At 67.9% G+C, this 12,841-nt stretch carries 13 protein-coding genes; 9 read left to right on the top strand and 4 right to left on the bottom strand.

The features are described from left to right. The 7 genes from ACSDR0_RS43115 (at position 1) to ACSDR0_RS43085 (ending at position 7,861) form a co-directional block, all read left to right on the top strand. Positions 1 to 282 carry a heavy-metal-associated domain-containing protein gene (locus ACSDR0_RS43115; RefSeq protein ID WP_435294763.1) on the top strand — a complete coding sequence of 94 codons (282 nt, stop codon included), beginning with the start codon at positions 1 to 3 and terminating at the stop codon, positions 280 to 282. Positions 283 to 424: 142 nt separating this feature from the next. Then, on the top strand, positions 425 to 1,855 hold the full coding sequence (locus tag ACSDR0_RS43110; protein ID WP_435294762.1) for an MFS transporter: 1,431 nt from the start codon (positions 425 to 427) through the stop codon (positions 1,853 to 1,855). A gap of 130 nt (positions 1,856 to 1,985) precedes the next feature. Continuing rightward, the gene (locus tag ACSDR0_RS43105) at positions 1,986 to 2,267 is read left to right on the top strand and encodes a metal-sensitive transcriptional regulator (protein ID WP_435294778.1); all 282 of its coding nucleotides are present in this window, start codon (positions 1,986 to 1,988) and stop codon (positions 2,265 to 2,267) included. Positions 2,268 to 2,302: 35 nt separating this feature from the next. Next, positions 2,303 to 2,515 (top strand): heavy-metal-associated domain-containing protein, encoded by a 213-nt coding sequence (locus tag ACSDR0_RS43100; RefSeq protein ID WP_435294761.1) that lies wholly within the window; start codon positions 2,303 to 2,305, stop codon positions 2,513 to 2,515. Further along, on the top strand, positions 2,512 to 3,501 hold the full coding sequence (locus ACSDR0_RS43095) for a hypothetical protein (RefSeq protein ID WP_435294760.1): 990 nt from the start codon (positions 2,512 to 2,514) through the stop codon (positions 3,499 to 3,501). The genes ACSDR0_RS43100 and ACSDR0_RS43095 overlap by 4 nt, the downstream gene beginning before the upstream one ends. A 30-nt stretch (positions 3,502 to 3,531) precedes the next feature. Further along, positions 3,532 to 5,790: a heavy metal translocating P-type ATPase gene (locus ACSDR0_RS43090; protein WP_435294759.1), complete on the top strand. Its 2,259-nt coding sequence runs from the start codon at positions 3,532 to 3,534 to the stop codon at positions 5,788 to 5,790. Between the two features lie 1,561 nt (positions 5,791 to 7,351). After that, positions 7,352 to 7,861: a DUF305 domain-containing protein gene (locus ACSDR0_RS43085; RefSeq protein ID WP_435294758.1), complete on the top strand. Its 510-nt coding sequence runs from the start codon at positions 7,352 to 7,354 to the stop codon at positions 7,859 to 7,861. 233 nt (positions 7,862 to 8,094) lie between these two features. Here ACSDR0_RS43085 and ACSDR0_RS43080 read toward each other — a convergent pair whose 3' ends face one another. The 3 genes from ACSDR0_RS43080 to ACSDR0_RS43070 form a co-directional block, all read right to left on the bottom strand. After that, on the bottom strand, positions 8,095 to 8,721 hold the full coding sequence (locus tag ACSDR0_RS43080; protein WP_435294757.1) for a methyltransferase domain-containing protein: 627 nt from the start codon (positions 8,719 to 8,721) through the stop codon (positions 8,095 to 8,097). A 317-nt stretch (positions 8,722 to 9,038) separates the two neighbouring features. Further along, a complete protein-coding gene (locus ACSDR0_RS43075) occupies positions 9,039 to 9,989 on the bottom strand; it encodes a M56 family metallopeptidase (protein ID WP_435294756.1) in 951 nt (316 codons plus the stop codon). Beyond that, positions 9,986 to 10,354, bottom strand: a complete 369-nt coding sequence (locus tag ACSDR0_RS43070) for a BlaI/MecI/CopY family transcriptional regulator (RefSeq protein ID WP_435294755.1) — start codon at positions 10,352 to 10,354, stop codon at positions 9,986 to 9,988. The genes ACSDR0_RS43075 and ACSDR0_RS43070 overlap by 4 nt, the downstream gene beginning before the upstream one ends. Positions 10,355 to 10,574: 220 nt before the next feature. On the opposite strand from ACSDR0_RS43070, the gene ACSDR0_RS43065 reads away from it, so the two are divergent. Further along, entirely contained in the window at positions 10,575 to 11,099 is a 525-nt protein-coding gene (locus ACSDR0_RS43065; protein WP_435294754.1) for a DUF4396 domain-containing protein, read from the top strand. A gap of 336 nt (positions 11,100 to 11,435) precedes the next feature. On the opposite strand, the gene ACSDR0_RS43060 is transcribed toward ACSDR0_RS43065, so the two are convergent. Further along, complete coding sequence (locus ACSDR0_RS43060) at positions 11,436 to 11,993, bottom strand: TetR/AcrR family transcriptional regulator (RefSeq protein ID WP_435294753.1); 558 nt, start codon at positions 11,991 to 11,993, stop codon at positions 11,436 to 11,438. Between the two features lie 140 nt (positions 11,994 to 12,133). Between ACSDR0_RS43060 and ACSDR0_RS43055 the strand changes: the two genes are divergently transcribed. After that, positions 12,134 to 12,541: a RidA family protein gene (locus ACSDR0_RS43055; RefSeq protein WP_352033002.1), complete on the top strand. Its 408-nt coding sequence runs from the start codon at positions 12,134 to 12,136 to the stop codon at positions 12,539 to 12,541. Positions 12,542 to 12,841 lie beyond the last annotated feature (300 nt).

Here is a 12,841-nt window from a genome sequence, read left to right as displayed (position 1 = left end):
ATGTGCACGGCATGTGCGTGCGGCACCGCGGACAGCACCTCCGCGCAGGTGGAGACCGGCGGCGGGAGCGTCTACCAGGTCAGCGGGATGACCTGCGGGCACTGCGTCTCCTCGGTCTCCGCCGAGGTCGGCAAGGTCGGCGGCGTGAGCGGCGTTCAGGTCGACCTGGCCACCGGCGCCGTCACCGTCGGCGGGACGGGCTTCTCCGACGAGGAGATCCGCGCGGCCGTGGACCGGGCGGGCTACGCACTGACCGACGCCTCGCCGGCCAACGCCTCCTAGAGCGACTTCGCCCGAGAGAACAAACGGTGGGCGCGCACTGGCATGCACGCCCACCCACGGGGCCGGTCGGACTCGACATCACACCCAACCCCATGACGCATCCTGCCACCACGGCGTGGATGCGAGGAATCAGGAGTGCGGCATGAACGCCGTCAACCCCCGCAGGTGGCGGGCACTCATCGTGCTCGCCGCCGCGCAGTTCATGGTCATCATGGACACCTCCATCATCGGCGTCGCGCTGCCCGACATGCAGCGCGACCTCGGCTTCTCCCCCGGCGACCTGCAGTGGGTGTTCAACGCCTATGTCATCGCCTTCGGCGGCCTGCTGCTGCTCGGCGGCCGGCTGTCGGACCTGTTCGGCGCCCGCAAGATCTTCACCGCCGGCTGGATCATCCTGATCGCCGGTTCCGTCGTCGCCGCGCTGGCGGGCGACGCCTGGATCGAGATCCTCGGCCGCGGTGTCCAAGGCGTCGGCGGCGCGCTCATCGCGCCCGCCTCGATGACCCTGCTCATGATGCTTTTCAGCCACGACCCGCGTGAGCTGGGCAAGGCCATGGCTTTGTACGGCGCGGCGGCGCCGGCGGGTGGCACCGCCGGGGTGTTCCTGGGCGGCGTCATCACCGAATACCTCAGCTGGCCCTGGGTGTTCATCGTCTACGTCCCGATCGGCCTGGCCACCCTCGCGGCCGTCCCCGCTCTACTGCCCGCCGTTTCGGGCAGGCGTGGCTCCGTCGACGCGCTGGGCGCGATCTCGGTCACCGCGGGTATCGCCCTGGCGGTCTACGCCATCGTCCGGGCCCCCGAACAGGGCTGGGGCTCGGCCACCACGCTGTTGGAACTCGCCGGAGCGGTCGCACTGCTGGCACTGTTCCTGGTGATCCAGCGCACGGTTCGCGAGCCTCTCATGCCGCTCGGCGTGTGGAGGACGCCCGGCCTGGCCACCGCCAACCTCGCGATGGCCCTGCTGGGGGCGGCCTGGATCCCGATGTGGTACTTCCTCAACCTCTACCTGCAGCAGGTGCTCGGCTACGGCGCCTTTCCCAGCGGCGCGGCCCTGCTGCCGATGACCGTCGCCATCATGATCTTCATGATCGGCGTCACCGCGAGGCTGCTGGGCCGGTTCGGCGCCAAGCCGCTGATCGTCACCGGCCTGCTCGTCCTGGCCGTGGGCCTGGCAGGGTTGTCGCTCGCCAGGCCGGGCGGGACGTTCGCCGTTGACGTGCTGCCCGCCTCGCTGATCGCCGCGGTCGGCATGTCCCTGGCCTACATCCCGGCCATGATGTCGGCCATGTCCGGGGTACGGCCCGAGGAGAGCGGTCTGGCCTCCGGGATCGTCAACACCACCTACCAGGTCGGCTCCGCGCTCGGCCTGGCCGTGATGACCGCGGTCGCCACCTCCCGGGGGGCCGCGGAACCGGGAAACCTGCCCGCGCTCACCGGCGGTTTCCAGGCCGCCTTCACCGGGGCCGCAGCCGTGGCCGCCGCCGGTGCCGTAGCGACCCTGCTGCTCATGCGCACGCCGAAGCGGGCGACGCGAACGCGGCCAAAGGAGCCCCGGCCGACCGGTGTGTAACGAATCCGCCGGGCGCGTCTGCGACGCGCCCGGCGGATCGTCGCCGCGGATTGCGCCCGATGGCCTCAAAACCTTTAGAATACCATACGGGGGTATCCTGTTTTAGGAGATGACGACGAAAGGCGGGGACATGCACGGCTACACCCACAACAAGCAGGACCACCTGCGGAGGCTGCGCCGGATCGAGGGGCAGGCGCGGGGCCTGCAGCGGATGGTCGAGGAGGACAAGTACTGCATCGACATCCTCACCCAGGTGTCGGCGGCCAACCGGGCCCTGCAGTCCTTCGCGCTGTCCCTGCTGGAGGAGCACCTGGCGCACTGCGTGGCCGAGGCCACCGCCAAGGGCGGCGCCGAGGCCGAGACGAAGGTCAAGGAGGCCACCGAGGCCATCGCCCGCCTCGTCCGTTCCTGATCGACGAAACCCGGCAAGCAGAAGGAGTAATCGCCATGACCACCACCGCCTACACCGTCAAGGGCATGACCTGCGGCCACTGCGTCTCCTCCGTCAAAGAAGAGGTCGGCGAGGTCCCTGGCGTCACCGGCGTCGACGTGGATCTGGCTACCGGCCTGGTGACCGTCCGCAGCGAGAGCCCGATCGACACGGCGCAGATCACGGCCGCGGTCGCAGAGGCCGGATACGAAGTGGTGACCCCGTCATGAACACACCGGCCAGGCTGGGCGCCTACGCCCTCGGACTCGTCGTGATCTTCGGCGGAGCTCTGGGGATCGGCAACGCGGTGGGTGCGACCGGTCCCGTCCCCGCGGCGGACGCTCACACGATCCACGCGACCCCGTCCGCGAGCCAGGCGGGCGAGCACGAAACCCGCACCGAGCCGCCCCCCGGCCCGGCGGCGACCGGCAAGCCCATTCCGGGAGGTCTTCAAGTGTCCCAGGACGGCTACACCCTGCTGTCCCAAACCGTCACGCTCCAGCCGGGCGGGGCGACGGACTTCCGGTTCAGCGTGATCGGCCCCGACGGGAAGCCCGTCACCGCCTACCGGACAGAACACGGCAAGAAGCTGCACTTCATCGTGGTCTCCCGCGACCTGGGCAGCTTCCAGCACCTGCACCCCGAACTGACCGGCGACGGCGTGTGGTCGCTGAAGCTGACCCTGCCCAAGGCGGGCGCGTACCGGGCGTTCGCCGACTTCGCCCCCGAGGGCGGCAGCGGGCTGACCCTGGGCATCGATCTGCAGGCCCCCGGCGCCCAGAAACCCGAAGCGCTGCCCGCGACGAGCCGCACCGCCACGGTCGACGGCTACACCGTCACCCTGGACGGGGACCTGACTCCCGGCGCGTCCAGCAAGCTCACCCTCACGGTCAGCAAGGACGGCCACCCCGTCGCCGACCTGCAGCCCTACCTGGGCGCCTACGGGCACCTGGTCGCCTTGCGCGCCGGGGATCTGGCCTACCTGCATGTGCACCCCGACGGGGAACCAGGTGACGGCACAACTCCCCCGGGCCCGGAGGTCACCTTCTACGCCGAGGTTCCCAGCCGCGGCGACTACCGGCTGTTCCTGGACTTCCAGCACGAGGGGACCGTGCGCACCGCCGACTTCACCGTCCGCGCCGGCCAGATCATCACCCCCACGACAACCCCCACCCCTGCGCCAACCACCAGTTCGCATGGCGATCACAACCACTGAGACCGGACATGACGCGGGCAAGGAGAGATGATGGCTTCCGTCACCGATGACAGGCCGCCGACCACCAGCGGCTCGGTTGAACTCTCGATCGGCGGCATGACCTGCGCGTCGTGCGCCAACCGGATCGAACGCAAGCTCAACAAGCTCGACGGCGTGAGCGCGACCGTGAACTACGCCACCGAAAAAGCCAAGGTCACCTTCGGTGAAGGCATCGATCCCCAGGCGCTGATCGCCGAGGTGGAGAAGACCGGCTACACCGCCGCGCTGCCCGCGGAGCCGAAGAGCGACACCGCGCCCGGCGAGGCGGAAGGCGAACCGGCTGATGAGCTCGGGCCGCTGCGTCAGCGGTTGATCACCTCGGTGGTGCTCGCCGTGCCGGTGATCGCCATGGCGATGATTCCGCCTCTGCAGTTCACCAACTGGCAGTGGCTGTCGCTCACCCTGGCCGCCCCGGTCGTCGTCTACGCCGGCTGGCCCTTCCACCGGGCTGCCTGGACGAACCTGCGCCACGGTGCCGCGACCATGGACACCCTGGTCTCGCTCGGCACGATCGCCGCGCTCGGCTGGTCGTTGTGGGCGCTGTTCTTCGGCACGGCGGGCACCCCTGGCATGACCCACCCGTTCGCGTTCACCATCGAGCGCACCGACGGCTCGGGCAACATCTACCTGGAGGCCGCCGCCGGAGTGACGGCGTTCATCCTGGCCGGCCGCTACTTCGAGGCCCGCTCCAAGCGCCGCGCGGGCGCCGCCCTGCGGGCGCTGCTGGAGTTGGGGGCCAAAGACGTCGCCGTCCTGCGCGACGGCGTCGAGACCCGCGTCCCCTCCGGTCAGCTCAAGGCGGGCGACCGGTTCGTGGTGCGGCCCGGCGAGAAGATCGCCACCGACGGCGTGATCGAAGAGGGAACCTCCGCCATCGACGCCTCCATGCTCACCGGCGAATCGGTGCCGGTGGAGGTGCATCCCGGCGATGCGGTGACCGGCGCGACCGTCAACGCCGGTGGCCGCCTGCTCATCCGCGCCACCCGCATCGGATCCGACACCCAGTTGGCCCAGATGGCCAGGCTGGTCGAAGACGCTCAGACGGGTAAGGCCCAGGTCCAGCGGCTGGCCGACCGCATCTCCGGGATCTTCGTGCCGGTGGTGATCGCATTGGCCGTCGGCACGCTCGGCTACTGGCTGGGAACCGGTGGCGGGGCCGGGGCGGCCTTCACCGCCGCGGTGGCCGTGCTGATCATCGCCTGCCCGTGCGCCCTGGGCCTGGCCACGCCGACCGCCCTGCTGGTCGGCACCGGGCGCGGCGCCCAGCTCGGCATCCTGATCAAAGGCCCGGAGGTGCTGGAATCCACCCGCGCCGTCGACACCGTCGTGCTCGACAAGACCGGCACCGTCACCGAGGGCAAGATGACCCTGGCCGGCGTCCATCTCGCCGATGGCGAGGACGAGACGCAGGTGCTGCGCCTGGCCGGTGCCCTGGAACACGCCTCCGAACACCCCATCGCCCAGGCCATCGCCCGAGGAGCGGCCGAACGCGTGGGCGAGTTGCCCACTCCCGAGGACTTCGCCAACCTCGAAGGCCTCGGCGTCCAGGGCATCGTCGACGGACACGCCGTGCTGGTGGGACGCCCCACACTGCTCGCCGAGTGGTCCCAGCACCTGCCCGCCGACCTGGAGCGGGCACTCACCGAGGCACAGGCGGCGGGCCGCACGGCCATCGCGGTCGGCTGGGACGGCCAGGCTCGCGCGGTCCTGACGGTGGCCGACACCATCAAGCCCACCTCGGCCGAGGCGATCCGCCGGCTACGCGCCCTGGGGCTGAGACCAGTGCTGCTCACCGGCGACAACGAGAGCGTCGCACGGTCGGTCGCGGCCGAGGTCGGCATCACCGAGGTCATCGCCGAGGTGCTGCCCGCCGACAAGGTCGACGTCGTCAAGCGCCTGCAGGCCGAGGGCAGATCGGTGGCCATGGTCGGTGACGGCGTCAACGACGCCGCGGCACTCGCTCAGGCCGATCTGGGCCTGGCCATGGGCACCGGCACCGACGCGGCCATCGAGGCCTCCGACCTCACCCTGGTCCGCGGCGACCTGCGGGTGGCCGCCGACGCCATCCGGCTCTCCCGCCGCACCCTGCGCACCATCAAAGGCAACCTGTTCTGGGCCTTCGCCTACAACGTGGCCGCCCTGCCCCTGGCCGCGCTCGGCCTGCTCAACCCGATGATCGCCGGAGCCGCGATGGCGTTCTCCAGCGTCTTCGTGATCGGTAACAGCCTGCGCCTGCGCACCTTCTCATAGCAAAACGCCGGTGTGGCCGCAGACGATCGTCTGCGGCCACACCGGCGTTCGACCACGATGCGAGCCCGCCCGGGCGGTCATGCAACGGCTCATGGCGAACGCTCTGAGATGTGCGGCCTTCGCCTGCTCCCACGACGAAATAGGGCAGAAAAAGAAGAGAATTCAGGGCGGCCGTACGAGCCCGGGATTCCTGGACAGAACTCAGCGGCGGCCGCCGTCAGCGAGGTGGGCCGATTCTCCCACTATGATCTTCTCTATTATTGATCATAGTTGACTGTCTTTTCCAGGGGATTCGCCGTCTCGCCCAGGCTCGAAGGATTCCGAAGTTGATCTTCCTGTCCAGTCGATGGATCGATGGCTCCGGCCGGGTCTCCTTCGGGAAAACCTTAGATTGCCGAGCCAGGTCATCGAGAGCCACGGGTGTCGATCCGCCGCCGAAATGCCAGTCAACGGTCTCAGATGAGCTACTAGAGATCATCGTTCCCAGCCATTGATCTCATCCAATAGATGAGTGGAAGGTAAAGTTTTTCGTGGTAAATCCCTACGGCATAGAGGATTCCGTTACGCGTTTATAAGGGCGTATCGCACTCTTTTGCTCCCATCGCTTACCGTCGGGGAACTTAAGGCATACATCCGACACGCGCCTGTAATGCCGCGTACTGCCGAGACCGTGTCTCACCCGGCGGGAACCGTTCCTGCCCGGCGAGCGCGGCCGCCAAGTCCGCGATTGCGCGCGTACACGCACGTCTCCTACATCCGTCCTTCGCCTGTCCTGGTCGCGATCGGCCTCGACCGTCATGACCGGCACCCTGATCCGGGATTTGCGCCAAGCTGCATGCCCCTGTCGACTCTCCTACTATTGTAGATAGTAGGCTAGTCGGAAAGATCAGACCGCGAGCGCGAGGGGGGACGATGGACGCCTCAGCCCGCCGGCCCGCGGTGCGGGCATCGCGTCTGCTTCTTCTGGTCGCTCTGGTTCTGGGCGTCGCAGGGATGCACACGCTGGGGCATCTGGATCACCGGCGGGGGCACGGCGGCACGGCTGTCGCCTTCGGGCACGCCTCCATCGCTGATCACGAAGTGCCGAAAGCACCCACCACGCTCCGTCCCCTTCTGATGCCTCAGGCCGGGCAACTGGCCTCAGGGCGTGATGACACTCCGCTGCCCCTTGATCCGAGCTCCGTCTGCCTGGCCGTGCTCACCTCGTTTCTCCTTCTCCTTATCGGTATGGCGTCCCTGTGGACGCGGCAGCTCGCGCAGGCTCGAACGGCCGATACCTCACCCACGCTCGCCGCCCGCCCACCTCCGCGAAGGACGGCCTTGCGCCTGGCGCATCTTTCGGTCTTGCGCGTGTAGGCCGATCGCCTCCGCGGACGGCATCGCAGATCCGTCCGCAGATCATCGGCACGCAGATACGACCGACCGGAAAGAGATCACAAAGATGTTCGCCAACCGATCCGCCCTTCGCAGGCTCGCCCTGGCCGCTACCGCGGGAGCGGGCGCTTTCACGCTGCTCACCGCCTGTGGAGGTGGTGAAAATGCGATGAGCGGCGACGCTGAAATGACCAGCACTGCTTCCGCTCCCGCCGTTCCCACGACCCAGAAACCGCAAGCCTCCTTCAACGACGTCGACGTCACCTTCGCACAGACGATGATCCCGCATCACGACCAGGCCGTGGAGATGGCGAAGCTGGCCGAGACGCGGGCCTTTGATGCGGAGGTGAGAGAACTGGCGGCAAAGATCAAGGCCGCGCAGAGGTCGGAGATCGCGACCATGACCGACTGGTTGTCCACCTGGAAGGCTCCCGCCCCGAAAGGGGGCCACGGTGAGCATGTCATGTCCGGCATGATGACCGAGGAGGACATGGTCAAGCTCCAGGCGGCGAAGGGCGCGCGGTTCGACCGGATGTTCACCGAGCTGATGATCGCCCATCACCAGGGGGCGATCACGATGGCCAAGACCGAGCAGAGCGATGGAGCCGATCCCAAGGCCAAGGAACTCGCCAAGACCATCGAGACCGCCCAGCAGGCCGAGATCGAGCAGATGCAGGAGCTTCTCGACCGGCTCTAGGCCATGGAACGGCCGGCGGTGTCCAGAGGTGATCTCCCCGGTCGATGTCCTGGTTCATCCACCGCCTTTACGACACGTGTAGCCAGCAAGGATCCCCGCGTTCGTCCCACCGTTTTGTTCACCGACACGATCGGGGGCAGCCGGTCGGCCTTCCACCGGATCGCGCTACGGGGTTCCTCACGCCGCAATCGCTAACCGACGAAAGGGGGGCAGAGTGCGCCCTGCCCCTCCTTTCATCGACGGGCCGTGCCGAGGATGAGGTACGACAACGGCGTGCGGATCGCGGGAAGCAGGAACCGTTCCAGCCGCTCAAGGGTGAACCCGGCCCGCTCGATCGCCGCCGCGCTGTCGCGGCCGGTGTGGCAGCCGCCGAACAGGCGGGGCCACACCGTGACGTCCAACAGCCGCTGAACACAGATCATGCCGGATGAGTCGGCCAGGACGTGTTCGAGGAAACGCAGCTGCCCTCCGGGTTTGAGCACCCGGCGCACCTCCCGCAACGCCAAGGCCTGGTCGGCAACCGAGCACAGCACCAGGGACATCACCGCGGCGTCGAAGCTCGCGTCCGCGCCCGGCAACCGTTCGGCGAGGCCGTCGACCACGTCGATCGGAACGAGGGCCTTGCCGGCACTGGCCTGCGCGAGCCGGCGCAGATGCGGCTCCGGTTCGACCGCGAGCACCCGGGTGACAGTTGGCGGGTAGTGGACGAACGTCAGCCCAGGGCCGGCGCCCACCTCGATCACCCTTCCCGAAAGGTCGGCCAGCAGCCTCTCGCGACGCTCGGCCAGACCCGCGCGCTCCATCAGTCGGCTGACGCGAACGTAGAAGCGCGCGAAGATCGGGTGGTTTATACCTGTCATCGTCATCGTCTCCCCCGCTCCCCATCATCACCCGCCGGCTCGCTGGTGGCTTCGTCGGCCCACCACCCGAACCGGAGCGATCCGGGCCATGGCCTGTGGAGCTCAGTGCGCGCCGGGACGGTAGAGCACTGGGTCCGATGACGGTAAAACCCATGTGGTCCTGGATTCGATCGGCCACCCGCCGGGCCGTGTCGACCGCTCGGATCTGGAACAGGCACAGTGTCCTGCGACATAGACCGTGCTGTCCGCCGGATCAACGCCGAGACCGTGGACGTGCCCGATTCCGGGATCGGCCGAACCGGCGGCTTTAGGCGCGGCTAGAACAGCGAGATGCCGTGGCAGTGGTGGGCCAGAAACGAGCTCACTCCGGGAATCGCAGCCACGGCCGCGGGGCCAGCGAGCAGGAAGGCGACCGCGGCCAGGCCCGCGAGGCGTTCCCGGGGCTTGAGCGGAGCCGCCGGGCTGAGCATGCGCCGGACACGGGTGAGGGCGGTCTGGCCGCCCGCGCCCAGCGTGAACGCCGGGGCCTTCCCTGTGGCGAGGCGGACCAGTGCGGCGGCGATGTGGACACGCGGGTGGCGGCGGGCCGCGACGTCGTCGGCGAGCAGCTCGATCAGCCGGGCGATCTCCTTTTTGGCCCGGGTGAACAGCGGCAGATGAGGGAAGGCCCGGCAGAAGGCCTCGGCGGCGGCCAGGACGAGGTGATGGCGCCCGCGCAGGTGCGCCTGCTCGTGGGCGAGGACGGCGGCGACCTGCTCGGGAGCCAGGGATCGCAGGGCCGCGGTGGTGATGACGGCCTTGCCGTCGCGGCCGGGCAGGCAGTAGGCGGCGGCCTCGTCGTGGTCGAGCACGACCGCGTCCAGTGTGCCGTCATGGCGGCCGAGCAGGTTCAGCATCTCGGCGTGCCGCCGTCGCTCTCGCCCTGCTCTGACCAGAATGGCCGCCCCGCAGTAGGTGATCCTGGCCGCGATCAAGGCGGCGCCGAGCAGGGCGGCGCGAGCGCTCGGGGAGGTGAGAGACGCGCCGTCGGAGAGCATGTCCGCGCACGCCTCGAAGAACTCGGCCAGGCCATGGCCGATCACATTGGCCGGGATCGCGACGGCGAGCGCGGAAAAGACCGCGGAGGCGATCACCGAGGCGCAGGCGGCCAGCCAGACGCAGATCGCCAGGCGGGGTGCGCGCTCGGCCCACTCGCCCCGGCCCAGCAGGCGGGGCAGCGCGACCACCGCGACCACGACGTACAGGGCCAAGACGGCGGCGGCCGTCATGCGCGGCGCCCCGGCGGGTACACCTTCAGGGCGGCCTCCAGCGCGACCGACTCCTCAGGGGTCAGCCGCTCCAGGAAGTGCACCAGCGTGGCCGCCTGATTACCGCTGGAGGCCAGACTGCTGCGCATCAGCTCGGCGGTGTATGCCTCCTTGCTGGCCACCGTCTCGTAGGCATACGCCCGGCCGACCGGCTTCCTGCGCAGCAGGCCCTTCTTGTGCAGCTTGTCCATCACCGTCATGACGGTCGTGTAGGCGATGTCCCGCTCACGACGGAGATCTTCGAGCACGTCCCTGACCGACGCCGGCCGGTGATACGACCACAGGCGCTCCATGATCGTGGACTCTAAGTCTCCCAGACCACGCATCAGGTGAGACTCCCCTCTACCGGCGAATCACTCAATGCTACCGGCCGTCGTAGACGCTCGGCCGTGCGCCGCTTCCGCCACCGGCTCGCCAATTGCCGCGTTCGCGATCGAGGCGGGCTCGAGGTCCGGAACCTCCTGTGGAAGAAGCATTGCCCATATACCCCCCACCCGTATACGGTGGGCGGAGATACCGACACAATGCGCAAGCCGGGAGGCTGGGATGGTGGAAGCAATGGAGCCCGGGAATCATGCCGGACACGAAGAGCCCCACGGCCATGACCACCATGAGCACGCTGGCCACGCACGGAAGGCCACCTGGCGGGTGGCCGCGTCGGCGACCCTGCACTGCCTCACCGGGTGTGCCATCGGTGAGGTGCTCGGCATGGTGATCGGCACGGCTCTGGGGTGGCCGAACGTGCCCACCATCATCTTGGCCGTCGTGCTGGCCTTCTTCTTCGGCTACGCGCTCACCCTGGTGGGGTTGCGCAAGGCGGGCGTCGACTGGCGCAAGGCCCTGCGGCTGGCGCTGGCGGCCGACACCCTGTCCATCCTCATCATGGAGATCGTCGACAACGCCGTCATGATCGCGGTCCCCGGCGCCATGGACGCCGGGCTGACCTCCGGCCTGTTCTGGGGCGCTCTCGCCTTCGCCCTCCTGGTGGCCTTCCTCATCACCACGCCCATCAACAAGTGGATCATCGGCCGGGGCAAAGGACACGCCGTCGTCCACGCCTACCACCACTGACAAGCACCGACGAACTGCACCCTCCTCCGCCGGACGAGGCGGGCACATCGAGAGATTCCCGCGACGACCGATCGTAGCGGCGAGCACATCACCGATCACCGCAACTGGTCATGCTCGGCGTGACCGCCATGATCACTCACCGGGGTGTCAGGAGGTGAAAGTTGTCGGAGGGTACTGCTTTGCTGTGATGGCTACGACATCTACCAGGTCAAGCGCTACGCCAAGACACTCGACGCTGTCAATCCCCTGGAAACGTGGAGACGGCTCTGGCCCACTCTCCGGCGAAGGACACACCCTGGAGGTGCGCAGGCTACGGACTGGAAACTAGGGTCGTGATCATTGTCGGCTGGACGTACTGGGGCTCCAGCCGAGCTCGACTGACCGACGGCATCTGTCGTGATCGTCGCCTGAGCTGGTGAACAGGGCGGTCAGCATGGGCACGCCATGGGCGAGCGCTTGGTGCGGCAACGGGCCCGTGACCACAAGCGATGCCAGGCCGTGACCGATGGCCCAGCTCTGCGTCGCCAGTTCCAGCGGATCGACGTCGCTGCGAAAACGACTGGCGGTCTTGGCCCGTTCGACGGCACCGACCAGACAGTGCAACGTTTCATCTGCGGCCTCGGCATCCTCGAGCTCGAAGCCGGCATCGAACATGACCCGGTAGAGATCGGGGCTGGCCAGGGCGTTGGACAGGTAGGCGGCCCCCAGGGCGGCCAGGTCCCGTACCGGATCCGCGGACATTGAGACCGCCTCGAGTTTGGCGGCCAGGCGGGTGAACCCTTCCTGGCGCATCGCTTTCCACAGGCCGTCCATACTGCCGAAGTAGGTATAGACGGCCATCGTCGATACGCCGGTTCCGGCTACCAGCGAGCGGAGGGTGATCGGCTCCCGCATTCGAAGCATCTGTGCAGCTCGGTCTATCAGCTGGGAGCGGACCGCGGGATCTTTCGTTCGCGCCATAGCGCCACAATACATAGCATTGCTATGGTTTCGTTGAGTGCCGATCTCATGTGTGCCGAAACTGAGGAGCGGTCATGACCGTGAAGCTGTTCAATCCCGACGGGCTGCCGAAACCTGATGTCTACCGCCAGCTCTCGATCGCTACGGGATCGAAACTGGTGTTCCTGGCTGGCCAGGTTGCCCGCGATGCTGAAGGACGAAGAGTCGGCGAAGGAGACCTCGCCGCCCAGGTCGAGCAGTCCTACCTCAATATCGGCATCGCTCTGGCCGAGATCGGCGGCTCTTTCGATGATGTGGCGAAGCTGACCATCTACGTCGTCGACTGGAAACCCGAGAAGATGCCCCTGCTGGGAGAGGGCGTCGCTCGGGCGGCTGCGAAGCTGGGGATCGACCCGATCAAACCGATCACCCTTCTGGGCGTTGCGGCACTGGGGGAACCCGATCTCCTGGTCGAAGTCGAAGCCACCGCGGTCATCGACTGATCTGGCGAAACGCTGAGGTGCCGTGTCAGCGGTGCCGTCAGTCAGCGTCGGCAGCTCCCCACATGGAGCCGAGAAACACACCAGCAATCAACGAAGGCGGGCGGGCACCCGCCCGACCTTCCGACGATCGCCGAAAGTCACAACCGGGCCTTAAAGAACAAGTTGACCTTGTGCGCCAGAAACCAGATCTCATCGTGCTCCTCGCGCCCGCGGAAGCGGTCCCTAGTGCCGCGTTCCTCATAGCCGGTAGACGAACGTGCGGCGGAGGGTGCGGGGCTGGGGTGGTGGTCGCCCCCAGAT

Origin of the sequence: Streptosporangium sp. G11, from assembly GCF_051192615.1 — a bacterium.
Taxonomy (GTDB): Bacteria; Actinomycetota; Actinomycetes; order Streptosporangiales; family Streptosporangiaceae; genus Streptosporangium.
The sequence above is the reverse complement of the archived record's forward strand: the minus strand, read 5'-3'. Positions and strand labels throughout refer to the sequence as shown.